The 26,790-nt window shown below is 61.3% G+C and carries 25 protein-coding genes; 4 read left to right on the top strand and 21 right to left on the bottom strand.

All coding sequences use genetic code 11. The annotated features are described in order from the left end of the window. Nucleotides 1–106: 106 nt before the first annotated feature. A complete protein-coding gene (locus PS14A_RS04620) occupies nucleotides 107–886 on the bottom strand; it encodes a class I SAM-dependent methyltransferase (protein ID WP_212615627.1) in 780 nt (259 codons plus the stop codon). Between the two features lie 95 nt (nucleotides 887–981). Here PS14A_RS04620 and PS14A_RS04615 point away from each other — a divergent pair, with 95 nt between their 5' ends. Beyond that, nucleotides 982–1,602, top strand: coding sequence for a hypothetical protein (locus PS14A_RS04615; protein ID WP_056783179.1), 621 nt, complete (start codon nucleotides 982–984; stop codon nucleotides 1,600–1,602). Nucleotides 1,603–1,605: 3 nt separating this feature from the next. On the opposite strand, the gene PS14A_RS04610 is transcribed toward PS14A_RS04615, so the two are convergent. The 7 genes from PS14A_RS04610 to ppc all read right to left on the bottom strand — a co-directional run bounded on the left by PS14A_RS04610 (nucleotide 1,606) and on the right by ppc (nucleotide 8,946). Next, complete coding sequence (locus PS14A_RS04610; protein ID WP_212615412.1) at nucleotides 1,606–2,298, bottom strand: extensin family protein; 693 nt, start codon at nucleotides 2,296–2,298, stop codon at nucleotides 1,606–1,608. A gap of 2 nt (nucleotides 2,299–2,300) precedes the next feature. After that, entirely contained in the window at nucleotides 2,301–3,137 is an 837-nt protein-coding gene (locus PS14A_RS04605; protein ID WP_212615411.1) for an isocitrate lyase/phosphoenolpyruvate mutase family protein, read from the bottom strand. A gap of 30 nt (nucleotides 3,138–3,167) precedes the next feature. Next, on the bottom strand, nucleotides 3,168–4,028 hold the full coding sequence (locus PS14A_RS04600) for a DUF72 domain-containing protein (RefSeq protein WP_137215249.1): 861 nt from the start codon (nucleotides 4,026–4,028) through the stop codon (nucleotides 3,168–3,170). Beyond that, nucleotides 4,028–4,336, bottom strand: a complete 309-nt coding sequence (locus tag PS14A_RS04595; RefSeq protein ID WP_130912763.1) for a hypothetical protein — start codon at nucleotides 4,334–4,336, stop codon at nucleotides 4,028–4,030. Before PS14A_RS04595 ends, PS14A_RS04600 begins: the two co-directional genes overlap by 1 nt. A 258-nt stretch (nucleotides 4,337–4,594) precedes the next feature. Continuing rightward, the gene (gene tsaB / locus PS14A_RS04590) at nucleotides 4,595–5,269 is read right to left on the bottom strand and encodes a tRNA (adenosine(37)-N6)-threonylcarbamoyltransferase complex dimerization subunit type 1 TsaB (RefSeq protein ID WP_130912762.1); all 675 of its coding nucleotides are present in this window, start codon (nucleotides 5,267–5,269) and stop codon (nucleotides 4,595–4,597) included. 95 nt (nucleotides 5,270–5,364) lie between these two features. Next, a complete protein-coding gene (adk, locus tag PS14A_RS04585; protein WP_024011750.1) occupies nucleotides 5,365–6,015 on the bottom strand; it encodes an adenylate kinase in 651 nt (216 codons plus the stop codon). A 300-nt stretch (nucleotides 6,016–6,315) separates the two neighbouring features. Continuing rightward, complete coding sequence (ppc, locus tag PS14A_RS04580; protein ID WP_212615410.1) at nucleotides 6,316–8,946, bottom strand: phosphoenolpyruvate carboxylase; 2,631 nt, start codon at nucleotides 8,944–8,946, stop codon at nucleotides 6,316–6,318. Nucleotides 8,947–9,158: 212 nt separating this feature from the next. Here ppc and PS14A_RS04575 point away from each other — a divergent pair, with 212 nt between their 5' ends. The 3 genes from PS14A_RS04575 (at nucleotide 9,159) to PS14A_RS04565 (ending at nucleotide 11,130) form a co-directional block, all read left to right on the top strand. Next, a complete protein-coding gene (locus PS14A_RS04575) occupies nucleotides 9,159–9,503 on the top strand; it encodes a hypothetical protein (protein WP_042606952.1) in 345 nt (114 codons plus the stop codon). Nucleotides 9,504–9,881: 378 nt separating this feature from the next. Further along, nucleotides 9,882–10,286 carry a DUF4398 domain-containing protein gene (locus PS14A_RS04570; protein WP_024011747.1) on the top strand — a complete coding sequence of 135 codons (405 nt, stop codon included), beginning with the start codon at nucleotides 9,882–9,884 and terminating at the stop codon, nucleotides 10,284–10,286. Between the two features lie 55 nt (nucleotides 10,287–10,341). Then, entirely contained in the window at nucleotides 10,342–11,130 is a 789-nt protein-coding gene (locus tag PS14A_RS04565; RefSeq protein WP_212615409.1) for an OmpA family protein, read from the top strand. A 235-nt stretch (nucleotides 11,131–11,365) separates the two neighbouring features. Here the strand turns inward: PS14A_RS04565 and PS14A_RS04560 are convergent, their stop codons facing one another. The 13 genes from PS14A_RS04560 to PS14A_RS04500 all read right to left on the bottom strand — a co-directional run bounded on the left by PS14A_RS04560 (nucleotide 11,366) and on the right by PS14A_RS04500 (nucleotide 26,424). Then, a complete protein-coding gene (locus tag PS14A_RS04560) occupies nucleotides 11,366–11,695 on the bottom strand; it encodes a hypothetical protein (RefSeq protein ID WP_212615408.1) in 330 nt (109 codons plus the stop codon). Then, complete coding sequence (locus PS14A_RS04555) at nucleotides 11,692–12,597, bottom strand: alpha/beta hydrolase (protein ID WP_130910083.1); 906 nt, start codon at nucleotides 12,595–12,597, stop codon at nucleotides 11,692–11,694. The genes PS14A_RS04560 and PS14A_RS04555 overlap by 4 nt, the downstream gene beginning before the upstream one ends. A 152-nt stretch (nucleotides 12,598–12,749) precedes the next feature. Further along, the gene (locus PS14A_RS04550; protein ID WP_166554750.1) at nucleotides 12,750–14,000 is read right to left on the bottom strand and encodes a flavohemoglobin expression-modulating QEGLA motif protein; all 1,251 of its coding nucleotides are present in this window, start codon (nucleotides 13,998–14,000) and stop codon (nucleotides 12,750–12,752) included. A 186-nt stretch (nucleotides 14,001–14,186) separates the two neighbouring features. Further along, nucleotides 14,187–14,900, bottom strand: coding sequence for a TetR family transcriptional regulator (locus PS14A_RS04545; protein ID WP_016771505.1), 714 nt, complete (start codon nucleotides 14,898–14,900; stop codon nucleotides 14,187–14,189). 105 nt (nucleotides 14,901–15,005) lie between these two features. Next, on the bottom strand, nucleotides 15,006–16,508 hold the full coding sequence (gene lysS, locus PS14A_RS04540) for a lysine--tRNA ligase (RefSeq protein ID WP_212615407.1): 1,503 nt from the start codon (nucleotides 16,506–16,508) through the stop codon (nucleotides 15,006–15,008). A 79-nt stretch (nucleotides 16,509–16,587) separates the two neighbouring features. Next, nucleotides 16,588–17,683 (bottom strand): peptide chain release factor 2 gene (gene prfB, locus PS14A_RS04535; protein WP_099758102.1). Its coding sequence is split into 2 segments (ribosomal slippage): nucleotides 16,588–17,610 and nucleotides 17,612–17,683, totalling 1,095 coding nucleotides; the frame shifts between segments, so codons are not numbered across the junction. 307 nt (nucleotides 17,684–17,990) lie between these two features. Further along, the gene (locus tag PS14A_RS04530; RefSeq protein WP_024011741.1) at nucleotides 17,991–18,992 is read right to left on the bottom strand and encodes a PleD family two-component system response regulator; all 1,002 of its coding nucleotides are present in this window, start codon (nucleotides 18,990–18,992) and stop codon (nucleotides 17,991–17,993) included. 48 nt (nucleotides 18,993–19,040) lie between these two features. Continuing rightward, nucleotides 19,041–20,051 carry a chemotaxis response regulator protein-glutamate methylesterase gene (locus PS14A_RS04525; RefSeq protein ID WP_137215243.1) on the bottom strand — a complete coding sequence of 337 codons (1,011 nt, stop codon included), beginning with the start codon at nucleotides 20,049–20,051 and terminating at the stop codon, nucleotides 19,041–19,043. After that, nucleotides 20,048–22,318: a hybrid sensor histidine kinase/response regulator gene (locus PS14A_RS04520; RefSeq protein WP_212615406.1), complete on the bottom strand. Its 2,271-nt coding sequence runs from the start codon at nucleotides 22,316–22,318 to the stop codon at nucleotides 20,048–20,050. Before PS14A_RS04520 ends, PS14A_RS04525 begins: the two co-directional genes overlap by 4 nt. Further along, nucleotides 22,315–22,998: a chemotaxis protein CheW gene (locus tag PS14A_RS04515; RefSeq protein ID WP_071174508.1), complete on the bottom strand. Its 684-nt coding sequence runs from the start codon at nucleotides 22,996–22,998 to the stop codon at nucleotides 22,315–22,317. Before PS14A_RS04515 ends, PS14A_RS04520 begins: the two co-directional genes overlap by 4 nt. Next, nucleotides 22,995–24,269 (bottom strand): CheR family methyltransferase, encoded by a 1,275-nt coding sequence (locus tag PS14A_RS04510; protein ID WP_212615405.1) that lies wholly within the window; start codon nucleotides 24,267–24,269, stop codon nucleotides 22,995–22,997. Before PS14A_RS04510 ends, PS14A_RS04515 begins: the two co-directional genes overlap by 4 nt. Then, the gene (locus tag PS14A_RS04505; RefSeq protein ID WP_212615404.1) at nucleotides 24,266–24,802 is read right to left on the bottom strand and encodes a chemotaxis protein CheW; all 537 of its coding nucleotides are present in this window, start codon (nucleotides 24,800–24,802) and stop codon (nucleotides 24,266–24,268) included. The genes PS14A_RS04510 and PS14A_RS04505 overlap by 4 nt, the downstream gene beginning before the upstream one ends. Further along, nucleotides 24,802–26,424 (bottom strand): methyl-accepting chemotaxis protein, encoded by a 1,623-nt coding sequence (locus PS14A_RS04500; protein ID WP_137215238.1) that lies wholly within the window; start codon nucleotides 26,422–26,424, stop codon nucleotides 24,802–24,804. The genes PS14A_RS04505 and PS14A_RS04500 overlap by 1 nt, the downstream gene beginning before the upstream one ends. Between the last annotated feature and the right edge of the window lie 366 nt (nucleotides 26,425–26,790).

The following is a 26,790-nucleotide window of genomic DNA, read 5'->3' as shown; positions in this document are numbered from 1 at the left end:
CAGTGAATTGGCTCTGGCTCTGGCTTGTAGCTTGTAGCTTGTAGCTTGCAGCTTGCAGCTTGCAGCTTGCAGCTTGCAGCTTGCAGCTTGCAGCCTGCAGCTGCTTCTAGGGCTTCAGCGCTTTTTTCGGATAAATGTCATACCGGCTCGATTTGCCATCCAGCGCATGGCTCGGTTTCGGCCCTTCGATGCACGGTGCCTTGCGCGGGCGCTTCACCACCACCCGGTGCGTGGCCAGTGCCAGTGCGGCTTCAAGCAGGGCCGGGGCATCCGGATCATCGCCGACCAGCGGGCGGAACAGGCGCATCTCTTTTTTCACCAGCGCGGTTTTCTCGCGATGCGGGAACATCGGGTCGAGATAGATCACCTGCGGCGCCTCCCCTTCCCAACTGCGCATCACTTCGATGGAATTGCCCTTGAGCAATTTCATCCGCGCCACGATCGGCGCTACATCGAAATCTTCTGCCGCCCGCGCCAAGCCGTCCTCAAGCAGTGCGCCGATCAGCGGCTGACGCTCGATCAGGCTCATTTCACAACCGAGACTGGCCAGCACAAACGCATCCTTGCCCAAGCCCGCCGTGGCATCGAGCACCCGCGGGCGCACGCCTTGGGCGATGCCGACAGCCTTGGCAATCATCTGCCCGCTGCCGCCGCCATACAAACGACGATGCGCCGCACCGCCCTCGACAAAGTCGACCCGCACCGGCCCCGGGGCGTCCGGGCCGAGCTGCTGCAACTGCAAACCCTGTTCGCCGACCTGCAAGGCGAACTCACCGTCCGCCTCGCCGAGCGGCAGGCCGAGACGTTCGGCCCAGTGTGCGGCTTGCGTTTGAAACGCTGGGGCGAGGGCCTGGACATTGATGCGGCAGGCCGCGGGTGACTCGATCATGAAAAAACGCTCAAAAAAGTTAAGGATCGACAAAAACCGCCGATAAACCATTCAACGCGCATTTTGCCAGAGCTGAGCGTCAACCGAAAAAAATGTCAGGCATTCTTCCCACATCGATTGGCTACGTTTCGCCCCATGGCGACTTCAGCCGTCATAACACTCAAGCACTGAGCGGCGTCAGTCACCTGTGGCAGGATTTCTTTGCCCAGGCCCTGGCCGAACAGACGAGTGAAGTAGTGCCTGCCTGTGGCACGTTTCCACCGGTTGACCTGAACAGCCCGGAAGAACCGACCGTTGGCAGCGAGCTGCACGCGCACATCGTCAGCCAGCGTGAGTGCGACGTGGTCGAAACCCAGGTTCGCCCGCCAGAGCCACTGTTCCTGCCGATCGCCGAATTCGAAATGGAGCTGCTGGACAAGCCGTTCCCACCGTTCCCGCCAGAAGAACTCAAGGCTCAGCAAGAGCAACAGGATTTCGACAGCAGCTGGGTACGCCCGATCGTGATCAACAATGGCCAGCCAGTGCCGGAGCCAGGCCCTGCTCCGCAGAAACGTCCGCTGTACCTGCCGATTGCCGAGTTCGACCTGGACTTGCTGCAGAAGCCTTACCCGCCGTTCCCGCCGGAAGAAATCGTCGAGCAACAGAAAGCTCTGGACTTCGATAATGGCTGGGCTCGCCCGATCGTCCTGCAGAACCTGCGCCTCGCCGCCTGATCCTCAGCGACACACGCTCCAGCGCCCGACATCGACATGGAAGTGATTGCGATGAGCTGCGTTGTAGTCCGGACTCAACATTACACTGAATGACTCACAGGCGCCGTCACGCAACTGGCGCAAAAACTCTGCGTCCTGGTTTTGCTTGGGCCAATCCTTGAGCACACTGATCGTGCGTCCGTCAGCCAGACGGAAACCGGCGATGTCCAGCGCGTCGGCACTCGCATGTCGGCTAAGGGCACCGCTCTCACGGTTGTAGACATTGCGACAGGCGAAGCTGCCGAGGTGATCGACCCGCGCGATTTTCTGGCCGTAAACCGATTGCGCCGCCGGCTGCAGGGTGTGGTGTTCGAACATCGCGTAGGCCACCGCCAGCGGGCAACTGGCGATGAAACTGCTGCTCAGCGCTACTTCACCGCCCTGCACCCGCAGAGCACCGATCAGCGGACACTTGGCGCCCGGACTGTCGGCTTGGGGGCTGACGCGCAGATCCGAGCTGCTCAATGCCTGTGCGCACAGTTCAGGATCGCTGCGCAGGCGCATGAGTTTGTAACCGGTCAGCCAGTTGGGCGCGGCTTTTATGTCCAATGGCGCCCACGGGTTCCACTGCGGCGGCACCTCCAGCCAGCCGCGCCAGACACTGACCGCCGCACCGCCGATCGCCAGCAACAGCACCCAGAAAAGCCAGCGCCCCATGCTCAGTCCTTGAAGAATTGATTGGCCTTGGCGTACGGCATCGACTGCGACGTAAAGCCAAAGGTGCCGGCCTGTTGGATCTCTTCCGCCGCGCGGAAGAACTCGCCGAACGCCGCCAGCGCCAGAGCAGAGCCGGTGCTGATGCGGCGTACGCCCAGTTCCTCGAGCTGCTGCACGGTCAGTTTCAAACCGCCAGACATCAACACATTGACCGGTTTCGGTGCCACCGCTTGCACCACTGCACGCACTTCTTCGGCGCTGCGCAAACCCGGCGCGTAGAGCACGTCGGCACCCGCTTCGGCAAATGCCTGCAAGCGGCGAATGGTGTCGTCGAGATCGGGATTACCGTGCAGGTAATTTTCCGCGCGAGCCGTGAGGATGAAGGGAAACGGCAAGGTGCGCACCGCCGCGACGGCGGCTTCAATCCGTGCGACGGCGTGTTCGAAGCAATAGATCGGCGCATCCGGGCGCCCGGTCGCGTCTTCGATCGACCCGCCCACCGCGCCCGCCTCGGCGGCGCGCAACAGACTCTGCGCGGACTCCAGCGGATCATCGGCAAAGCCGTTTTCCAGATCCACCGCCACCGGCAGATCCGTCGCCGCGACAATCGCGCGGACATTGGCCAGGGTCTCGTCGAGACTCAGTGCGCCATCAGCCTTGCCCTGGGAAAACGCGTAACCGGCGCTGGTGGTGGCCAAGGCCTGATAGCCAAGACTGGCGAGCATCTTCGCCGAGCCGGCATCCCACGGATTGGGAATGACGAAGATCCCCTGGCGATCATGCAGGGCCTTGAAGGCTTGTGCTTTGAGGAGTTGCTGTTGACTGACTTGGACGTTCATCGACGGACTCCCGGACAGAAAAAACCCGCCTCAGAGCAAGCCAAGCTGCTCGGCGGCGGGTTCTCTGTATAGCTCAGGCAGCGCGGGCAAGCCAGGCAAACGTTGCATCAGTTGTGCGTGAAAACGTTGCGCCAGTTTCGCTGCCAACAGGTTGTCGGCGGTGTGCAGGAACATGTAAGGCGTGCGCCCCTCTTCGATCCATTCAGCAATTTTCACCACCCACGGCACGAGAAACGCATCGTTGGCCTCAAGCTCGGGATGGCCGATGAAACGCACCTGCGGAAACTGCGTGAACGCCGCCGGACGGGTCGGCACTCGCGGCTTTTTCGACTGCGCGTGGATCACCGAGGACTCGGTCGACAAGCAGCTGAACAGCGCGCGCGGGTCAAGACAGATGCGCTCGACACCGCGATCCAGCAACAGACGATTGAGCAGACGCTCGCTCTCGCCCTTGGCGAAGAACTGTTCATTGCGCACCTCGACCGCAAGCGGGCAATCCAGCGCATCTATAAACGCCGCGAGTTCCGGCAGACGCTGCGGCGTGAAGCTTTTCGACAGTTGCAGCCACAGCGGCGAAACACGTTCGCCCAACGGCTTGAGTAATTGCAGGAAGGTTTCGGCAGCGGTCAGTTGCTCGCGCAGGTCACCACTGTGGCTGATGTCGCCGGGGAATTTGGCAGTGAAGCGAAAGTGCGCCGGCATGATCTCGGCCCAGCGCTGCACAGTGGCTGGCGACGGACTGGCGTAGAAGGTGGTGTTGCCTTCGACGGCGTTGAACACCTGGCAGTAGAGAGCGAGAAAGTCGGAGGTTTTTGCGTCTACCGGATACAGATACTCGCGCCAGGCATTTTCGCTCCAGGACGGGCAACCGAGGTAGTAAGGCAGATCCATCAGATATACAGATCGAGGCCCAGCACGTCTGCGTCCCAATCGACAAAACCGGCGGTGCTGAGGTAGCTGGCCAGGGCCATGGCTACGCTTTTCTTCATCGCGCGGTGGTAAATCATGTCTTGCTGACGGGCAGGCAGGTTGCTCAGGCGTTGCGCGGTAGCTTGGGCTGCACGGGCGGCCATCTGCTCTTCGCTCGGGAATTCCAGCTCGCCGTCGATAATCTCGACGGACTCATCCAGCGCCGCATTGCCTTTTCGCGGCTTGCGCTTGATGGGGTAGGACTGAGTGGAAACGCCGTCTATACGCATAATGTCATGCTCGGTATCAATGATGGCAATTTAGCGGCACTTGACCGACTTAGCAAACCGCCTAGTGATAACTAGAACACATAAAGCGCAAAAGGTTTTAAGCGAGGGCGTAGAAACTGACGATTGGCGATATTTGTATGTGACCAGCGAACCTGTGGGAGCGAGCCTGCTCGCGAAGGGACCAGCACATTCAACACATGCATTGACTGACCAGAAGCCTTCGCGAGCAGGCTCGCTCCCACAGGAGAAAGTGTCGTATCAGCGGGCTTTCGGGGTGGCGACTTTATCGCGCAGGTAGACGGGCTGGGCGTCATCCGCCGGGATTGCTTCGCCGCGCTCCCAGGCGAAACGCGCCAGGGTCAGCAGGTCTTCGGCGTGGGGCAGCATGCCGGCGTCGGAGCCGCTTAGATTGACCGCAATGCGCTCGCCGTAGCCCCAACCGGTACCGGCACCGAACCAATCGCCACTGGCATCAGCGGGCAACGCGGCAACTTCCGGCGGCAGCACCGCTTCGGCGCCAACCAGACGCATCTCCCCCGCCGTCTCGCGGTAGCAGCCCCAATACACTTCATCCATCCGCGCATCGATGGCGGATGCCACCTGGCTTGCGCCGTGCTCACGAAAGGCACGCTGTGCCAGCACGGCAAGGTTGGATACCGGCAATACCGGACGATCCAGAGCAAAGGCCAAACCCTGCACCACACCGATGGCAATGCGCACACCCGTGAACGCGCCCGGGCCACGGCCGAAGGCAATCGCGTCGACCGCTTGCAATGTGGTGCCGGCATCGGCGAGCAATTGCTGGATCATCGGCAGCAGCTTCTGCGCATGCAGACGCGGGATCACCTCGTAATGGCTCGTGACCTTGCCGTCATGCAGCAAGGCAACGGAGCAAGCTTCAGTCGCGGTGTCCAGGGCCAGCAAGGTGCTCATCGATGTTTCCAAAACAGGGGTGGGGAAAAAAGTGCGTCAGTATAAACAACTACGGCCCGCAAGCGGGCCGTGGATGATGCAGCCGATCAGACTTTTCAGCTCAGCGCGGCCAACACCTTGGCGGTGATTGCATCGACCGAACCCACGCCTTCGATGTGGCTGTACTTTGGCTTACCGCCGTTGTTGGCGGAAAGGTTTTTATAGAAATCCACCAGCGGTTTGGTCTGCGAATGGTAGACCGACAGGCGATGACGCACGGTTTCTTCGGTGTCGTCCTTGCGCTGCACCAGCTCTTCGCCGGTGATGTCGTCCTTGCCAGCCAGTTTCGGCGGGTTGTAGACGATGTGGTAAACGCGGCCGCTGGCTTCGTGAACACGGCGACCGGCGATGCGCTGGACGATTTCTTCGTCTTCTACAGCGATCTCGACCACGGCATCCAGCTCGACGCCGGCAGTGACCAGTGCTTCAGCCTGCGGAATGGTGCGCGGGAAGCCGTCGAACAGGAAACCGTTGGCGCAATCAGGTTGAGCGATGCGGTCCTTGACCAGCGCGATGATCAGGTCATCCGACACCAGGCCGCCGGCATCCATGATGCTCTTGGCTTGCACGCCCAGTGGAGTGCCAGCCTTGACCGCAGCACGCAGCATGTCGCCGGTGGAGATTTGCGGAATGCCGAATTTCTCGGTGATGAACTTTGCCTGAGTACCTTTACCGGCCCCGGGAGCTCCCAGCAGAATGACGCGCATCGATGTGCTCCTCAATTTTTTATATAAAAGCTTTACAAAACAAAGGATTCGCTCGTAACCGGCGGATCCTGAAAATACGGGTCGTGGCCGCACAAACGGCCAAAGGCTGATCAAGATACACAGCAGGCTGCGCCCACACAAGACGCCAAAAGTCGGAGAAACCGAAGCCCGCCGTGACCTCGCGACGCGGTAACCCAAGTCGCAACCCCAACATTAACTGTCGCCTCGCGGCACTTTCCTACGGCAGGAGAAGCGGCATCCGACCCTTGTCGCGAATGCCGCCAGAGGTGCTCAGCAACCTTAGCCGGTATTGCGCAATCCGGCGGCAATCCCCGCTACAGACACCAGCAGCGCCTGTTCCACCGGGCTGCCCTGCTCGACTTCCTGCTGCCGCGAACGCGCCAACAATTCGGCCTGCAATAGATGCAGCGGGTCGAGATAGGTATTGCGCAAGCGGATGAATTCGAGGGTGTCCGGGCTGTGCGCCAGCAGCTGCGACTGCCCGGTCAGGCCCAATACTACGGAGCATGCCTGCGACAATAGGTCGCGTAACTGCGCGCCCAACGGCAGCAGATCGGCTTCGACCAAACGTTCGTCATAGGACTGCGCGATATCCGCGTCGGCCTTGGCCAAGACCATTTCCAGCATGTCGATACGAGTGCGGAAAAACGGCCACTGTTCGCGCATCTGCCCCAGCAACTCACCTTCGCCACGCTCCAGCGCCTTGCTCAGCGCAGTCTCCCACCCCAGCCAGGCCGGCAGCATCAATCGGGTTTGGGTCCAGCCGAAGATCCACGGGATCGCCCGCAGGCTTTCGATACCGCCCGCACGGCGTTTGGCCGGACGACTGCCGAGCGGCAAACGTCCCAACTCTTGTTCTGGGGTCGACTGGCGGAAGTACTCCACGAATTGCGGATTCTCCCGCACCACCTGACGGTAAGCGCTGACACCGTCCGCCGCCAATTCGTCCATCAGATGCCGCCATTCCGGAGTCGGCGGCGGCGGTGGCAGCAAGGTCGCTTCGAGCACGGCGGCCAGATACAGATTGAGGTTTTGCTCGGCGATGTCCGGCAGGCCGAATTTGAAACGAATCATTTCTCCCTGCTCGGTGGTGCGGAAACGTCCCGCCACCGAACCCGGTGGTTGCGACAGAATCGCCGCGTGCGCCGGACCGCCGCCACGGCCAACGGTGCCGCCGCGACCGTGGAACAGGAGCAGTTCGACTTGCTGCTCACGGCAGATATCCACCAGGCGCTCCTGCGCGCGATATTGCGCCCACGCAGCAGCGGTGGTGCCGGCATCCTTGGCCGAGTCGGAATAGCCGATCATCACTTCCTGCGGGCCGTGCAAACGCGCGCGATAGCCCGGCAACAGCAACAGACGTTCCATCACCGGCCCGGCGTTGTCGAGGTCGGCGAGGGTTTCGAACAGCGGCACCACGCGCATCGGCCGCAGAACGCCGGATTCCTTGAGCAGCAGTTGCACCGCGAGCACGTCGGAAGCGGCGCCGGCCATGGAGATCACGTAGGAACCCAGCGACGCAGCGGGCGCGGCGGCGATTTCCTTGCAGGTGTTGAGCACTTCGGCGGTATCCGCCGATGGTTTGAAATGCGCGGGCAGCAACGGTCGACGGTTGCTCAGCTCCTCGGTGAGGAAGTTGATGCGCTGCTCTTCGTCCCATTCCTCATAGCGGCCGAGGCCGAGGTAATCGGTGATTTCGGTCATCGCCGAGCTGTGCCGCGTTGAATCCTGACGCACATCGAGGCGCACCAGAAACAGTCCGAACGTCACCGCCCGACGCAGGCAGTCGAGCAACGGCCCGTCGGCGATGACGCCCATGCCGCACTCGTGCAGCGAGTTGAAACACAACTGCAACGGCTCGAGCAGGTCGCGATTGTCGTGCAGCACATCGGCGGTGGCCGGGGTCGGCGCGGTCAATGCAGCGTGCGCCCAATTGCGCGTCGCACGCAGACGTTCGCGCAATTGTTTGAGCACCGCGCGATAAGGTTCGGCGCTGTCGCCGGCCTTGGCCTTCAGCGCATCGCTGGCCTGCTGCATCGACAACTCGGCAGCAAGGTGATCGACATCGCGCAGATACAAATCAGCGGCCATCCAGCGCGCCAGCAGCAAGACTTCGCGAGTGACGGCGGCGGTGACATTGGGGTTGCCGTCACGGTCGCCGCCCATCCATGAGGCGAAACGGATCGGCGCGGCTTCCAGCGGCAAGCGCAGGCCCGTCGCGGCGAACAGCGCCTGATCGGCCTTGCGCATATGGTTGGGGATCGCCTGCCACAACGAATGCTCGATCACCGCAAAGCCCCACTTGGCTTCATCGACCGGGGTCGGTCGGGTGCGGCGGATTTCTTCGGTGTGCCACGCTTCGGCGATCAGCCGTTGCAATTTGCTGTGGATCTGCTCGCGCTCGGCGCTGGTCAGGTCGCGATGATCCTGCGCGGCCAGTTGCGCGGCGATTGCATCGTACTTCTGGATCAACGTGCGTCGCGCCACTTCGGTCGGGTGCGCGGTCAGCACCAGTTCGATTTCCAGGCGAGCCAGTTGCCGGGCCAGGGATTCGGCGCTGTGCCCTTCGCTGCGCAGGCGCGCGAGCAGTTCCGGCAATACCCGCGACTCGAACGGCGCCGGTTGCGACTCCTCGCGACGATGGATCAACTGATACTGCTCGGCGATGTTGGCCAGATTGAGAAACTGGTTGAAGGCGCGAGCGACCGGGAGCAATTCGTCTTCGCTCAATTGATTGAGGCTGGCGCTCAGTTCGGCGTCCATCGAGCCGCGCCGGTCGGCCTTGGCGCCCTTGCGAATCTGCTCGATCTTGTCGAGGAACGCCTCGCCGTACTGGTCTCGAATGGTGTTGCCCAACAGCTCTCCGAGCAGGTGAACGTCTTCGCGCAAGCGTGCATCAATATCGGTCATCAGCAGTTCTCCAGCGGTAATCGGGGACAGCGCAGAAACGAATGCTTTGCCAGAGAGTGCCGCTCTGCGCCGCTTCTTACAAGCAGGCGACGAATCGACTTAAACCTTGCGCGGGAATGTCAGTCTCAACAGTAAGCCGTACGACGGCTCGCCGCCGGCGCTGCCGGACACTCACCCAGGCCTGCCATCAGCAGGCGCTAAATGAGGTCATCATGAAAATTCGTGAACTCGCCCAGCATTGGGAAGAAAACGCCAAAGGTCGCCTGACCGACACCGGCTACACGATTCATCTGGATGTGGAATCCGCTGCGAGGCTGGCGGCGATTGCGGAGATGTACCCCAAACGTCATCCCGAGGAGTTGCTCGGCGAACTGATCGGCGCCGCGCTCGAGGAGTTCGAAGCGAGCCTGCCGTATGTGAAGGGTTCGACCGTGGTGGCGACGGATGAGGAAGGTGATCCGCTGTATGAGGATGTCGGCCCGACGCCGCGTTTTCTGGCGCTGTCGCGGCGGCATTTGCATGATTTGTCCTCGGCTGAGAACAAGCAGAAGCACTGATCCGACACACATCACAAATGTGGGAGCGAGCCTGCTCGCGAATGCGGATTTTCATCCAGCATTTGCGCTGGCTGACACATCGCATTCGCGAGCAGGCTCGCTCCCACCTGGGTCGTGTTCCAGATCGCAAATTGGTTTATCAACGGCCAGATTGCACCCGCGCGTACCGCTCCAAAGCCCCAAAGTTCCCGCTCCAGAGCCTTGTCCAAACGGTCAATTTAATTTTTGGCGATAGGCCATCTTTTCTGAACTTTTCAAAAATGCCGCCGGTCGGAACAGGTAACCACGCCTGGAACGAGCGTTTCAATTCGCGTCAACAAGCGATGCTTTCGGCTCCTCTGCCAGGATGGATTCAGTTGTATTTTCAGGAGATGCCTAATGGAGTTGAAGACCATGAAAACCCAAACCTCGTTTTCCCACCTGCGCGGTCTGAAACTGGCCGCTCTGGCCATCGGCACCAGCTTCGTACTGGCCGGTTGCGCCGGTAATCCTCCGACCGAGCAGTACGCCGTGACCCAATCGGCCGTCAACAGCGCCGTCAGCGCTGGCGGTACCGAATTTGCTGCGGTGGAAATGAAGCAGGCTCAGGACAAACTGAAACAAGCTGAAATCGCCATGCACGACAAGAAGTATGACGAGGCCCGTCGCCTGTCCGAACAGGCTGAATGGGACGCTCGCGTCGCTGAACGCAAGGCCCAGGCCGCCAAGGCCGAACAGGCTGTGAAGGATTCCCAGAAAGGTGTTCAGGAACTGCGTCAGGAAAGCCAGCGCACTGTGCAGTAAGCGCGCATCCCGACCGCAAAGCTGAAACTCTTACCGATAGAAAGGACGACAAATTATGCGTAAGCAACTGATGATTCCCGCTCTTCTGGCCGCAAGCGTTGCACTGGCTGCCTGCTCTACTCCGCCTAACCCGAACCTGGAACAGGCGCGCACCAACTACGCCGGCCTGCAGGCCAACCCACAGGCGAGCAAAGTCGCGGCACTGGAAACCAAAGACGCCAGCGATTACCTGGACAAGGCCGACAAGGCATATCTGGACAAAGAAGATGCGGCCAAGGTTGACCAATTGGCTTACCTGACCAACCAGCGCGTCGAAGTGGCCAAGCAGACCATCGCTCTGCGCACCGCTGAAAACAACCTGAAAAACGCCGCAGCCCTACGTGCCCAGGCCCGTCTGGATGCCCGTGACCAGCAGATCAAACAGCTGCAGGACAGCCTCAACGCCAAGCAGACCGATCGCGGCACGCTGGTGACTTTCGGTGACGTGCTGTTCGCCACCAACAAGGCTGATCTGAAATCCAGCGGCCTGGTGAACATCAACAAACTGGCGCAATTCCTTCAGGAAAACCCGGATCGCAAAGTGATCGTCGAGGGTTACACCGACAGCACCGGCACCGCGAGCTACAACCAGTCGCTGTCCGAGCGTCGCGCGACTTCCGTGCAGATGGCTCTGATCAAGATGGGCGTCGATCCTTCGCGCATCGTTGCTCAGGGTTATGGCAAGGAATATCCGGTAGCGGATAACGGCAGCGTCTCGGGCCGTGCGATGAACCGTCGTGTGGAAGTGACCATTTCCAACGACAACCAGCCAGTCGCACCGCGTTCTTCGGTGAGCTCGAACTAAGCTACACCCGGTAACGCAAAAGCCCCGCCTGAATTGATCAGGCGGGGCTTTTTTGTGGGAGCAGACATCGTAGCCCCTCACCCCAGCCCTCTCCCAAGGGAGAGGGAGCCGATTTGTGTCGCTTTCAAAACTTGTGTTCGGCGCAATGGATCAGGTCGACGTAGCTTAAACAAACACCTCGGTCAGTCCCTTCTCCCTCTGGGAGAGGGTTAGGGTGAGGGCTGAACCTGCAGAATCACTTCTCGAGTTTCTGCGGAGTCTCTTCGCCCATACACCGCACCGCTTTCTTCTGCGTGTTGACCAGCACCCCGGTCAGGCCTTTCTGTTCGGTATCGAACAGCACCAGCACGCCATCAATGCACTGCGCCACTTGCGGCGCGGGTGTCAGCGAGACTTTGTAGTCCTCGCCCGGCACGGTCTTGAGCATGGTGAATTCGCTGAGCAGCAACGCATCCTCCGGCTTGGCAAAGTGCAGGTAGCCGTAGTACCACAGCGCCCCGACGGTGCCGAGGATGCTGCAGATACCGGTGATGATCAGCGGGATGGCATTACGTTCTTCAGTCATTGCGGGGTCTCATCTTCGGAATTCGGGGGCGGCGGATAGTTGGGGATTTCGCCGAGGCGGCGCAGGCCGTCGAAGTGTTCGGGGTCGTCGAGATAGCGCAGCATGACCTGACGCCACACCGGGTCGCCGAAGGTTTGCACATGACCACCACGGGTCAGCTGCAACACCCGCGGCGGCGGCGCGGCCTGATACAGGCGAATGCCGTTGGCCATTGGCACCAGCGGATCGTCGATGCTGTGGAAGATCAGCTTCGGCACGCCCGTCAGCTGTGCCATCGAGTTGATCGCGCTGTCGCCGTCCGGGACCAGCCACGACAGCGGCACTTGCAATGGCCAGGTCAGCCACGAAGTGCTGAGGGCGAATTGGCCGACACTGCGATAACTGGCCGGCACGCCATCCAGCACCAGGGCCTTGAGTTGTTTTTGCCGTTCCGGGTGCTGCGCCAGCCAATGCACCGACATCGCGCCGCCCAGACTCTGCCCGAGCAGCACCAGCGGTTTGCCTTTGACCTCGGGCGCGTTGTCGAGCCAAGCAAAGGCCGCATCGATATCCTGATAGATCGCCGGCAGGCTCGGCTTGCCCTCGGACAAACCGTAGCCGCGATAGTCGACCAGCAGCACCTGATAACCATTCTTCGGCAACCACCAGCTGCCGCCCAGATGCATCGGCAGATTGCCGCCGTTGCCGTGCAGATGCAGGACCGTGCCTTTGACCTCGACGCCAGGTTTGGCCGGCAGCCACCAGGCGTTGAGTTTCAAGCCATCAGCGGTAATCAGAGTGACTGTGCGGTACTCAAGCTTGGCTTTGTCAGGGGTGAAGACCTGACCCGGTTCGGGGTAGAACAGCAGCGAACTGCAACCGCCGAGGGTCAAGAGCAGGCAAAGGATGCCGAGGATTCTCATCCGGTGAAACCTCGCAAAGAAGGGAACTGAACACAAATCAAACCTGTGGGAGCGAGCCTGCTCGCGAAAGCGGTGTATCAGCCGACATCAATGTTGAAGGTGAAATCGCATTCGCGAGCAGGCTCGCTCCCACAAGGGGTTCGGTGCTGGGTCTAGAGGATATTGGAATAATCCGCCTCAATCCGGTCCAGGCTCAAATGGTTGAGGAAGTTGGAGAAACACATCCACGCCGACAACGCATTCAAGTCACGGAACTGGTCCGGCAGATACTTGGGCGGCACCACCAGGCCTTCGTCCACCAGTTGCCGCAAGGTCCGCATGTCTTCCAGTGTGGTCTTGCCACAGAACAACAACGGAATCTGCTCAAGCTTGCCTTTGCGCACGGCCAACTGAATGTAGTTGTAAACCATGATGAAGCCCTTGAGGTAGGACAAGTCTTTGGTAAATGGCAGACCGGTCGGCGTCGAGCCACGGAACACCCGGCTGGCATTGCCGTAGCTTTCGGCCATTTCGAAACCCTGCTCGCGGAAGAATTCGTAGATTTGCAAAAAGTCCGCGCCCTCCTCGACCATATGAATCGCACGGGTGCGGTTGGTCAGTTTGCGCAGGCGACTCGGGTAAGAGGCGAAGGTGATGATTTCCATCAGGATCGCCAGGCCTTCCTGGGTCACCGTCGACGAGGGTGGGCCTTTCGACAGGAAGGTGCAGATCGGCTGATTCAAGCCATTGAGTGTGGTGCCGACGTGCACCAGGCCTTCGTGGACTTCCAGTGCGCGCACGTCGCGGTCGTTGAACAGCGCGTCGGTGCGGATCTTGATGTAGTCAGCGCCCGCAGCGGCGTCGGCGACGATGCCGTCGGACTCGAACACGCGAATCGTCTCTTCGGCCTCACCGAATACCTTGTTCAGTCGGGTTTGCAGCAGGTGCACCGCGTCTTTGGCGGTGAGGATCTTCGGCTCGTCCTTGAGATCGCCGCGTCCGTCGATGTTGTTCAGGTAGTCGGACATCATTAGGCCGAGGTCGGCCAATGTCGGGTCACCGGCGTGGAAGGCATCGGACGCCGCGCCGTACAGCTCTTGCGAGATCAGGCCGAAGTCCTCGGTGCCACGCGCTTCGAGCATGCGCACCACCATGCGGTATTCCTTGCACATGCGCCGCATGATCTGCCCGACCGGGTTGAACTGGCCGAGCTGGCGGGTGATGTCGCGCTCGATGTTCTGGAATTCCAGTTTGACCTGGCTCGAATCGAACGACAGCGGGCGGTTGAGGTAGTAGTCGCGATCCACCGCCGGCATTTCCTTGCCCTTGGCCTTGAGAAAGCCCTTGCGCACGTTGTCGTCCCACTTGACCGCATCGAGCACGCGGATCGGCGTCTGCGCCAGCACAATGCGATCGGACAACATGCGTATCGTCTGCTGGTAATCGTCCACCCGAAACTCCTGTAGAAAACGTGACGTAGCCAATCATAGGCGCTGAGGCCTTTGTGGGAGCGAGCCTGCTCGCGAATGCACTGTGTCAGACAACGGAGATGTTGAATATCAGAGCGCTTTCGCGAGCAGGCTCGCTCCCACAGGGTTTAGCGTCAAACGCTAGACCGACGCCAGCACCAGGTGCATATACCGCGTCAGAATCCCGAGCATGTCCTCTTCGGCCAGAGGCTCAGCGTCGTTGAGCAGGCCCTGATATTCCATCCGCCCGATAATCGCCGTCAACACCTTGGCATCCTGCTGCGGTTCACGCGAGCCCAGTACCTGGAACAACTGGCAGGTGCCCTGCAGCAGAATCTGCTGATGCGAGCGCACCAGAATGGCCAGACGCGGATTAAGCAGCGCTTCCTGACGGAACGCCTGTTCGGCCATCAGATGCTCGCGGCGGTTGATCAGTTGCCGGTGCACGTAATCGGCCATCAATCGCGCAATGTCATCGGCCAGTTGCGAGCGCGACTCCGGGCTGCCGTCGGCGCTGACCACCATTTCGCGCAGCAGCCCTTCGTTATTGATCCACAACTTGGCCATGTACGCCGCGCTGCGTTCAACGTATTGGGCGAAGGTATCGGTGAGCAGATCATCGATGTCCTTGAAGTAATACGTGGTCGCCGACAGCGGCACGCCGGCCTCCGCCGCGACCGCACGATGGCGCACGGCACGCACGCCGTCGCGCACGACAATGCGCATCGCGGCGTCGAGAATGTCCTGGCGACGCTGCTCACTGCCCTGTCGGCTGGCCTTGCGGCCCTGGTACTGAACACTTTCAGCGACCGCAGTGGCGATACCCGCTGCACCTTCTTGAGCTAATGCACCCATCACGACAGCACTTCCTCTACTAATGCCAAATTAACCAATTGATACATTTGTACCAGACAGGCAATAAAAAGCCGCCTGTTTTAGGCGGCTTTTCAACTGAAACGTTTACGCTTGCGGTCGCATGTGCGGGAACAGGATCACATCGCGGATCGACGGCGAGTTGGTCAGCAACATCACCAGACGATCGATGCCGATACCTTCGCCGGCGGTTGGGGGCATGCCGTACTCCAGCGCACGGACGAAGTCGGCGTCGTAGTGCATGGCTTCGTCGTCGCCGGCGTCCTTGTCGGCCACCTGCGCCATGAAGCGCTCGGCCTGGTCTTCCGCGTCGTTCAACTCGGAGTAGGCGTTGGCGATTTCACGCCCACCGATGAACAGCTCGAAGCGGTCGGTGACGTTCGGGTTTTCGTCGTTGCGACGGGCCAGCGGCGACACTTCGAACGGGTACTGAGTGATGAAGTGCGGCTGCTCCAGCTTGTGCTCGACCAGTTCTTCGAAAATCATCACCTGCAGTTTGCCCAGACCTTCGAAGCCCAGCACCTTGGCGCCGGCCTTCTTGGCGATGGCGCGAGCCTTGTCGATGTCGTTCAGATCATCGGCAGTCAGCTCAGGGTTGTACTTGAGGATCGAGTCGAACACCGACAGACGCACGAACGGCTCGCCGAAGTGGAACACCTTGTCGCCGTACGGCACGTCGGTGCTGCCCAGCACCAGCTGGGCCAGCTCGCGGAACAGCTCTTCGGTCAGGTCCATGTTGTCTTCGTAATCGGCGTACGCCTGATAGAACTCCAACATGGTGAATTCAGGGTTGTGACGAGTCGAAACGCCTTCGTTACGGAAGTTGCGGTTGATCTCGAAGACCTTTTCAAAACCACCAACCACCAGACGCTTCAGATACAGCTCTGGCGCGATACGCAGGAACATTTCCATGTCCAGCGCATTGTGGTGGGTTTCGAACGGCTTGGCTGCGGCGCCGCCGGGAATGGTCTGCAGCATCGGCGTTTCGACTTCGAGGAAGTCGCGCTTCATCAGGAAGCTGCGGATGTGCGCGATCACTTGCGAACGCACGCGGAAGGTCTGGCGCACGTCTTCGTTGACGATCAGGTCGACGTAGCGCTGGCGGTAGCGCTGTTCGGTGTCGGTCAGGCCGTGGTGCTTGTCCGGCAGCGGGCGCAGCGACTTGGTCAGCAGGCGCACGCTGGTCATTTCAACGTACAGGTCGCCCTTGCCGGAACGTGCCAGGGTGCCTTCGGCGGCAATGATGTCGCCCATGTCCCAGGTTTTCACCGCGGCCAGGGTTTCTTCGGACAGTGTCTTGCGGTTGACGTAGACCTGGATGCGCCCGGTCATGTCCTGGATCACCATGAACGAGCCACGGTTGAGCATGATGCGACCGGCAACCTTGACCGGGATTGCAGCCTCTGCCAGCTCTTCCTTGGTCTTGTCCGCGTACTGTTTCTGCAAGGCATCGCAGTAGTTGTCGCGGCGGAAGTCGTTCGGGAAGGCATTGCCCTTGGCGCGCTCGGCAGCAAGCTTTTCCTTGCGCAGGGCGATCAGGGAGTTTTCTTCCTGTTGCAGGGCTTGCGGGTCGAGTTGTAGGTCGCTCATGTCTTTAAGTATTCCATCAGGTTCGTTGCCCCCAGCCTTCGGCTGGGGATCGCGGGCGAGCCCGCTCCCACAGAGGGTGTTACAGGCCGGATTTCAGGCTGGCTTCCAGGTACTCATCGATGTCGCCATCGAGCACCTTGTCGCAATCGCTGCGTTCGATGTTGGTACGCAGATCCTTGATCCGCGAGGCATCGAGCACGTAAGAGCGAATCTGGTGACCCCAGCCGATATCGGACTTGGTGTCTTCCAGCGCCTGCGAAGCGGCGTTGCGCTTCTGCATTTCCTGCTCGTACAACTTGGCCCGCAGCATCTTCATTGCGGTGTCCTTGTTGGCGTGCTGGGAACGCTCGTTCTGGCAGCTGACCACGGTGTTGGTCGGTACGTGGGTGATACGTACGGCCGAGTCGGTGGTGTTTACGTGCTGACCACCGGCACCGGAGGAACGATAGGTGTCGATCCGCAGGTCTGCCGGGTTGATTTCGATTTCCACCTTGTCATCGATCTCTGGCGAAACGAAAACAGCGGAGAACGAGGTATGGCGACGGTTGCCGGAGTCGAACGGGCTCTTGCGCACCAGACGGTGCACGCCGATCTCGGTACGCAGCCAGCCAAAGGCGTATTCGCCCTTGATGTGCACGGTCGCGCCCTTGATCCCGGCGACTTCACCGGCGGACAGTTCCATGATGGTCGCATCGAAACCGCGTTTGTCGGCCCAGCGCAGGTACATGCGCAGCAGGATGTTGGCCCAGTCCTGCGCTTCGGTACCGCCGGAGCCGGCCTGGATGTCCAGGTAGGCGTTGTTCGGGTCCATTTCATGGCTGAACATGCGGCGGAATTCCAGCTTGGCCAGATTTTCCTCGAGACGGGCCAGCTCGGCGACGACATCGCCCACTGCGCCTTCGTCGTTTTCTTCGACGGCCATGTCCAGCAGGTCGCGGCAATCGGCCAGACCGCCGTTCAGTTCGTCGAGGGTGTCGACGATCTGCGCCAGCGCGGCACGCTCGCGGCCCAGCTCCTGGGCGTATTCAGGTTTGTTCCAGACACTCGGATCTTCAAGCTCGCGATTGACCTCGGTCAGACGCTCATGCTTTTGATCGTAGTCAAAGATACCCCCGAATAGTTTCGGAGCGCTCGGACAGGTCCTTGATGGTGTTCAGGATCGGGTTGATTTCCATGACGGGCAGCACTCGTTGGCGAACTTTTGAAAGCCGGCGAGTATAACGTAAACAGGCTGTCGCGGCAGCCCGTCTGGCGGTGAATGGGCCGAGATTGCTGCCCTCACCCTAGCCCTCTCCCGGAGGGAGAGGGGACCGATCGGGGGATATTTGAAACATACGCCGAATAGAATGGCTTCACCGAATCCGTGATCGCCAAGCCTGAAGATCCATAATCGCTGCGATCTCTCAGGTCGATGTCTGGCCCGAGACACCTCGGTCGGCCCCCTCTCCCTCCAGGAGAGGGCTGGGGTGAGGGCAACGGCCGTTACTCGATCCCGACCTGATTGCGCCCATTGTTCTTGGCCAGATACAACCCGCGATCCGCCGCCGAAATCAGCAGCCGGCAGTCACTCCCCGCCTGCGGCACCATGGTCGCCAGACCAATGCTGATGGTCAGACTGGAGCCCTCGGCCGGTGTGTTGTGCGGAATCTTCAACGCCGCCACAGTCTGGCGCAGTTTTTCGGCCAACAACCGCGCGCCGCCCGGCGAGGTGTTCGGCAGCACCAGCACAAACTCCTCGCCGCCGTAACGCGCCGGCAGATCCGACGGTCGCGAGCTGGCGTCACGGATGGCTGCGGCGACCTTGCGCAACGCTTCGTCGCCCTCAACGTGACCGAAACTGTCGTTGTATGACTTGAAGTAATCGACGTCGATCATCAGCAACGACAGCTGCGTCTGATCGCGCAGGGAACGGCGCCACTCCAGTTCCAGGTACTCGTCAAAGTGACGACGGTTGGACAGCCCGGTCAGGCCGTCGGAGTTCATCAGCCGTTGCAGCACCAGGTTGGTGTCGAGCAACTGCTGCTGGCTGACCCGCAACGCTCGGTAAGCGGCGTCGCGCTGCAGCAATGTCATGTAGGACCGCGAGTGGTAGCGAATGCGCGCGACCAGTTCGATGGTGTCCGGCAGCTTCACCAGATAATCGTTGGCGCCAGCGGAAAACGCCGCGCTTTTGATCAGCGGGTCTTCCTTGGTCGAAAGAACGATGATCGGGATGTCCTTGGTCGCCGGGTGATTGCGGTATTCGCGCACCAGGCTCAGGCCATCGAGGCCGGGCATCACCAGGTCCTGGAGGATCACCGTCGGCTTGATCCGCACCGCCTGGGCGATGGCCTGCTGCGGGTCGGAGCAGAAGTGGAAGTCGATGTTTTCCTGATTCGACAGCCCACGGCGCACCGCTTCGCCGATCATCGCCTGATCATCCACCAACAACACCATGGCGGCGTTTTCGTCGGTTTTAATGTCGTCGATCTGTAAATCATTCATGAGCGGTCACCTGAGTACTGCGGGGGCCTGGATTGCCGATCAACCTGTTCATTTGGGGAAAATCTCCAGCAATCGTGGCGCTATCTTTTCCAGCGGACGGATTTCCACCGCGGCATCGATCGCCGCGGCAGCCTTGGGCATGCCGTACACCGCACTGCTGTGCTGATCCTGCGCAATGGTCAAATAACCCTGCTGGCGCATGAGCTTAAGCCCTTGCGCGCCATCGCGCCCCATCCCGGTCAATAAAACCCCCACGGCGTCACCGTTCCAGTAACTGGCGACGCTCTCGAAAAACACGTCGATCGAGGGGCGATAGATCTCGTTGACCGGTTCGGCGGTGTAGGCCAGCGTGCCGTTTTTCAACAGGCGAATATGGTGATTGGTCCCGGCCAGCAGCACCGCACCACTTTGCGGCGGCTCGCCTTCACGGGCCAGACGCACATCGAGGCCGCTGGCACTGGCCAGCCATTCGGCCATGCCGGCGGCGAACACCTGATCGACATGCTGCACCAGCACGATCGCGGCGGAAAAATCTCTCGGCAGGCCTTTGAGCAACACTTCCAGCGCCGCCGGCCCACCGGCAGACGAGCCGATCGCCACCAGCCGCTGACGTGACGGCGAGCTGCGCGGCGAACTCGGCGCCGGGCGCGCGCGTGGCGCCTTGTCGCCGATCAGCCAGCCGATGTTGAGGATCTTGCGCAACAACGGCGCCGCCGCTTCCTGGGCATTGCCGGCGCCGATCGCCGGCGTGTCGACCACGTCCAGCGCGCCGTGGCCCATGGCCTCGAACACGCGGTGCACGTTCTGTTGACGATCCACGGTGACGATGACAATCGCGCACGGCGTCTCGGCCATGATCCGCCGCGTGGCTTCGACGCCGTCCATGATCGGCATGATCAGGTCCATCAGAATCAGGTCCGGGGTGTATTCGGCGCAGCGTTGCACCGCCTCGGCGCCGTTGCTGGCGACCCAGATCACCTGATGCGCCGGCTCGAACGCCAGCGCGCGGCGCAGGGCCTCCACCGCCAGGGGCATGTCGTTGACGATTGCGATCCTCATGTCCGCGCTCCTCCGATGAGCTCGACCACTGCATCAAGCAGGGCGTCGTCATGAAAACTGGCTTTGGCCAGATAATAGTCGGCGCCGGCGTCCAGTCCACGGCGCCGGTCTTCTTCGCGATCCTTGTACGACACGACCATCACCGGTAGCGATTGCAGACGGTTGTCGCGGCGCAACAGGGTGACCAGCTCGATACCGTCCATACGCGGCATGTCGATGTCGGTGATCAGCAGATCGAAGTTCTCCGAACGCAGCGCGTTCCAGCCGTCCATGCCGTCCACCGCCACCGCGACGTCGTAGCCACGATTGAGCAGCAGTTTGCGTTGCAGCTCGCGCACGGTCAGCGAATCGTCGACCACCAAGACTCGTTTGCGCGCCGCTTCGGCAGCTTGATTGCCGTGGCGGGCAATGCGCTCCAGGCGCCCGGTATTGAGCAGTTTGTCCACCGAACGCAGCATGTCTTCGACATCGACGATCAGCACCACCGAGCCGTCATCGAGCAAGGCCCCGGCGGAGATGTCCTGAACCTTGCCCAGACGCTCGTCCAGCGGCAACACCACCAGCGTGCGCTCACCCACGAAGCGCTCGACCGCCACCCCGTAAATCGCCTCGCGCTCGCGGATCACCACGACTTTCAGGGTAGCGCCATCGTTCTGACTGGCCGGGCGATTGAGCAACTGGCTGGCCGCGACCAGGCCGACATGCTGGCCTTCGTGCCAGAAATGCTGGCGTCCTTCGACCTGCACAATGTCTTCCGGCGCCAAGTCGCACATGCGTTCGATGTGCGCCAGCGGGAACGCGTAAGCCTCTTCACCGACTTCCACCACCAGACTGCGCACCACCGAAAGCGTCAACGGCACCTCCAGATGGAAACGGCTGCCCTCTCCCGCCGTCTGCTCCAGCACCACGGCCCCGCGCAACTGGCGAACCATGTGTTGAACAGCATCCAGACCAACGCCACGCCCGGACACCTCGGTGACCTTGTCGCGCAGGCTGAATCCCGGCAGAAACAGGAACGTCAGCAGTTCCTCTTCGCTCAACTGCGCTGCGGTTTCGGCTGGGGATAACTGCCGTTCGACGATGCTGCGGCGGACTTTATCCAGATCGACGCCACCGCCGTCATCGCTGAGTTCCAGCACCAGCAAACCGGCTTGGTGGGAGGCGCGCAGGCGAATCAGGCCTTCTTCGGGCTTGCCCTTGAGCAGGCGTTGCTCCGGGGTTTCGATGCCGTGATCGACAGCGTTGCGCAGCAGATGCGTGAGCGGCGCCTCGAGTTTTTCCAGCACATCGCGATCGACCTGAGTCTTCTCGCCTTCGATCTCCAGGCGCACCTGCTTGCCAAGGCTGCGACCGAGGTCGCGAACCATGCGCGCCTGCCCGCTCAACACGTCGGCGAACGGGCGCATGCGACAGGCCAGCGCGGTGTCATAGAGCACTTGCGCGCGCTGGCTGGCCTGCCAGGCGAATTCGTCGAGTTCGGCGTTTTTCTCGCTCAGCAGTTGCTGCGACTCGGCGAGCAAACGTCGCGCATCTTCCAGCGACTCGAGCGCTTCCAGGCTCAGCGCATGCTCCTTCAGGTGCACATTGAGATTTTCCAGCGCGCGCAGGCCGTTGTTCTGCATGCGCTTGAGGCGCTGCATGGTCGCCAGATGCGGCTTGAGACGCTGGGTTTCTACCAGCGATTTGCTCGACAGATCGAGCAGGCTGTTCAGGCGCTCGGCGGTAACGCGCAAGACGCGCTCGCCGCCCTCGGTCGTGCGTTTGTTTTTGCGCGGGGCGGGCTCGGCGGGCTCGTCGACCATCGGCGCTGACAGTATTGGCGCTGGCTCGATCGACAACTCGGCCATCGGCGGCGTGGCAACCACAGCGGCTGGCGCTGACGTGTCGAGCAAACGCCCCATCAGCGCCACATAGGCTTCAATGTCCGCGGGTTGCGGCGCATTGGCCGGCGTGGCGATGCGCATCAGCAGGTCGGTGCCCTGCAACAACGCGTCGATGTGCTCGGGACGCAGCAACAAACGCCCTTCCTGGGCGCTGACCAGGCAATCTTCCATGACATGGGCGACGCTGACGCCGCTGTCGATACCAACAATCCGCGCTGCGCCTTTGAGCGAGTGCGCCGCGCGCATGCACGACTCCAGTTGATCGGCCTGGGTCGGATTGCGCTCCAGCGCCAGCAGCCCGGCGCTGAGCACTTGGGTCTGGGCTTCGGCTTCGAGGCTGAACAGCTCGAGCAGGGAGGCGTCGCGCATTTGCTCGGGGGTCATGTCAGGCTCCGGGTCACGGCGGACAGCAGCTGCTCTTCATCCAGCCAGCGCAGGCTGCGACCGCGATATTGCAGAACGCCACGGGTGTACTTGGCACTGGCCTGCGCACCGGACTGTGACGCAGCATCGAGGATGCGTTCGTCGATGGCATGAATGCCGTCGACCTCGTCCACCGGCACCACCACCGGCCCGCCATGGGCAGCGATGATCAGCATGCGCGGCATGACTCGCCCGCCGCTGGCCGGCGCAACGCTGCCGTCGAGGTCGAGCAGTTCCACCAGCGACAGGCACGCGACCAGCGCGCCACGGACATTGGCCACGCCGAGCAAGGCCCGCGAGCGCTGGTGCGGCAGCGAATGTATCGCCTGCAACGGCGCGACTTCGACAAGCGTGCGCGTGGCCAGTCCGAGCCATTCCTCGCCGAGGCGAAACATCAGCAGCGAGCGGGTCTTGACGTCGATTTCGACTTTGCTGACCACTGCTTCGCGCTGGTCCTGCTGCAACGAATAGCGGTCGAGCAGGCGTGTGGCGGCGGCGGAATATACCGAGCAGTTGCGGCAATGAATGTGCTCTTCCAGCAACGGGCAGGACTTGTCGCCATGAATGCCGATGCGGTTCCAGCAATCGTCGATGGCGCGGGCGTCTTCGTGGGTAACGTTCAAGGTGTCGGACGCGCTCATCGTTTACGCTCACTGTCGGCGGTGCGCCCGCTGCGGGCGGCGCGCTCCTGCAATCGTCGGGCACCCACCGTGTCGCCTTGAGCCTGCAGCAACGCCGCCAGATGCATCAACGCTTCGGGATGTTGCGGTTCAAGGTATAAGGCCTTGCGATAAAAACTCTGGGCCTCGAGGCTCAGGCCGGCGACATCGCTGAGCAGGCCCAGCCAATAGAACACCTGCGCCACCGGTTCATGGCTGCGCAGATAATGCTCGCACGCGGCACGGGCCTCGGCGCTTTTGCCTTCGTTGGCCAGTGCAGCGATTTGCGCCAGCAGCGTCGCGGCGTCCGGGTTGGCAGTTTTTTTCGTTACCGGCAAAGCCGTCACGGTAGCAAAAGGGCGGCTGCGCACTGGCGCTGGCGGCGGCGCGCTACGCAGTGGTTGGCTGACCGGCACGGCGACCGGTTTCGGCGTCGGCAGTGGTTCGGGGTGCGGCTCGCTGTGACGGCTGAAAGCGAACGACTGCGGGATGCCGATCGAGCGCATGCCCAAGCGCCCGAGCAGGCTGCCCTCCGCCGGGCCGATAAACAGCACGCCGTCAACATGGGTCAGGCGCTTGAGCACTTCGAACACCTGCTTTTGCGTCGGCTGGTCGAAGTAGATCAGCAGGTTGCGGCAGAACACGAAATCGAAGGCTGGCTCGCTCGCCAACAGCGTCGGATCGAGGACATTGCCGACCTGCCAGCGCACCTGTTCGCGAACGTATTCGTTGACCCGGTGGCCGTCCTGCTCAGGCATGAAATGCCGATCGCGAAATTGCAGATCCTGCCCGCGAAACGAGTTCTTGCCGTAAACAGCACGGCGCGCCTTGTCCACCGACAACGGGCTGATGTCCATGCCATCCACCTTGAACTGATGCGGCTTGAGCCCGGCATCGAGCAAGGCCATGGCGATCGAATAGGGTTCTTCGCCGGTCGAGCACGGCAGGCTGAGGATACGCAACGCGCGCATGTTGTTGAGTTCTTTAAGCCGAGCTCGCGCCAGTTTGCCCAGGGTGGCGAAAGATTCCGGATAACGGAAAAACCACGTTTCCGGGACGATCACCGCTTCGATCAGTGCCTGCTGTTCATCCCGCGAGCCTTGCAAAAGTTGCCAGTATCCGTCGGCGTGGGCAGCCTGGGACAGGGTCGTGCGCTGGCGCACGGCACGCTCGATGATCGCCGCGCCCACCGACGCGACATCAAGGCCGATGCGTTCCTTGAGGAAATCGAAAAAGCGCTGCTCACTGCTCATGGCTGCGCCTCAAGCTGCGCCGGATCACGCGGCGGATCGGGGAACAGCAAGCTGCGCACGGCGTCATCGAGCAAGTCATTGACCCGCACCCATTGCAGCAATCCCTGCGCATCCTCGCGCACCGGGCCGAGGTACGGCGCCTCGCGGTTGTCGAGGCCGTAGGGCTGGAAATCTTGCGGATGACAGCGCAGCGTGTCGGTGGCCTGCTCGAGAATCAGCCCGAGCCACTGCGCTGGTTGCGCTTGATCCGGCTGATAATTGACCAGCACCAGCCGCGTGCTGGTCCGCGCCTCGGCGGGCTGGCCAAAAGTCAGCGCGCTGAGATCAATCACCGGCACCACCGCACCGCGATAGGCAAACACCCCGGCCACCCAATGCGGCGCCCGGGCAATCGGTTTCAGCGGCAGGCGCGGCAGCACTTCGGCCACTTCAGTGGCGCGCAGGGCATAACGCTCGTTGCCGATGCGAAACAGCAGAAACAGTGCCTGCTTCGCCACTGGTGCGGCGCCACGCTTGGCGATGATGTCGCTCATCAGACTTTGAATCGCGAAACGCCGCTGCGCAGGCCGACGGCCACCTGACTCAGTTCGTCGATAGCGAAACTGGCCTGACGCAGCGATTCGACGGTCTGGCTGCTGGCATCGCCCAACTGCACCAGCGCATGGTTGATCTGCTCGGCGCCAGTGGCCTGGGCCTGCATGCCTTCGTTGACCATCAGCACGCGTGGCGCCAGTGCCTGCACCTGATGGATGATCTGCGACAACTGCTCGCCGACCTGCTGCACTTCCGACATGCCGCGGCGTACTTCTTCGGAAAACTTGTCCATGCCCATCACGCCGGCCGACACCGCCGACTGGATCTCGCGAACCATCTGTTCGATGTCGTAGGTGGCCACGGCGGTCTGATCGGCCAGGCGCCGGACTTCGGTGGCGACCACGGCAAAACCGCGACCGTACTCGCCGGCCTTCTCGGCTTCGATCGCTGCGTTGAGCGACAGCAGGTTGGTCTGGTCAGCCACTTTGACGATGGTCACCACCACCTGATTGATGTTGCCGGCCTTCTCGTTGAGGATCGCCAGTTTGGCGTTGACCAGATCCGCCGCACCCATGACCGAGTGCATGGTGTCTTCCATGCGTGCCAGGCCTTGCTGGCCGGAGCCGGCGAGTACCGAGGCCTGATCGGCAGCGGTGGACACTTCGGTCATGGTGCGCACCAGATCCCGCGAGGTCGCGGCGATTTCGCGAGAGGTTGCGCCGATTTCGGTGGTAGTCGCTGCGGTTTCGGTGGCGGTGGCTTGTTGCTGCTTGGACGTGGCGGCGATCTCGGTCACCGAGGTGGTCACCTGCACCGAGGAGCGCTGGGCCTGGGATACCAGCGACGTCAGCTCGGTCATCATGTCGTTGAAGCCGGTTTCGACCGCGCCGAATTCGTCCTTGCGATCGAGGTTCAGGCGCGAACTCAGATCGCCGGTGCGCATGATGTCGAGGATGGTCACGATGCGGTTCATCGGCGCCATTATCGCGCGCATCAGCAGCAGACCACAGAGGCCGGCGGCCAGCACCGCGACCAGCAGGGAAATGACCATGCTGACTTTGGCCGTTGCCACCGCGTCGTCGATATTGGCCATGGCGGTATCAGCGACGACTTTGTTTTCGCCAATGATGTCATTGAGTTTCATGCGCCCCGCGTACCACGCCGGGGTCAGTTTTTCGTTGAATAACTTGACCGCATCCGCTTCAAGATTGCGACTGCGCAGGTCCAGCACAGCGTTCTGAATCTCGATGTAGGTGTCGTGGTATTTCTCGAACAGGGCGAACTCGGATCGGTCTTCATCAGTGGCCATGGTCTTGCGATAGTTGGCCATCTGCTCTTGCAGCCGCGCCTCGAACGCCTTGTAGTCGGCAGCGTCTTCGCTGGAAATGCCCTGGCCTTCCTTGAGGCCGAGCAGCTCCTGGGTCTGCAAATAACTGTCGACCCACGCACCGCGAATCATCGAGCTGTAATAGACACCGGGGATGGCATCGTCGCGCACGCTGTTTTCACTGGCCTCGATCTTCAACAACCGCGAGTAGGACAGAACCACCATCAACAGCATGATGGCGATAATCACCGCAAAGCTCGCCAAAATGCGTTGGCGCAACGTCCAGTTCTTCACAGTGAATCCTCGTGCCTGATCGAAATGCGGGGAGTATAGCCGAGCGCGGTGTTTCATTTATAAGACGCTTTCGCTGGCAACATTGTCCCGCGGGAGCGAGCCTGCTCGCGAAGGCCACACCGCGGTCCCGGCAAATCCCCAACTGCGCAAGAAGTTGCGCAGTTGGTCGTAATATTTCAGGGCCTAAATCCTCCGCAGCCCAAGCGGTGCAAGCCCTGCAGCCAAGTGCGCAAGAAGTTGCGCAGTACTGCGCAACTTCTTGCGCACTTTCTCTCGGTTATCCCGCTGAAAATCGCCCCAAATGATGACCAACCACCGTGGCGTCCCCGCCATCCGGGCACCTCGCAAAACCTGGCACGCTCCTTG

Origin of the sequence: Pseudomonas sp. 14A (assembly GCF_018132745.1) — a bacterium.
Lineage (GTDB): Bacteria > Pseudomonadota > Gammaproteobacteria > Pseudomonadales > Pseudomonadaceae > Aquipseudomonas > Aquipseudomonas mercuritolerans.
This window is presented reverse-complemented; position numbering and strand designations above follow the sequence as displayed.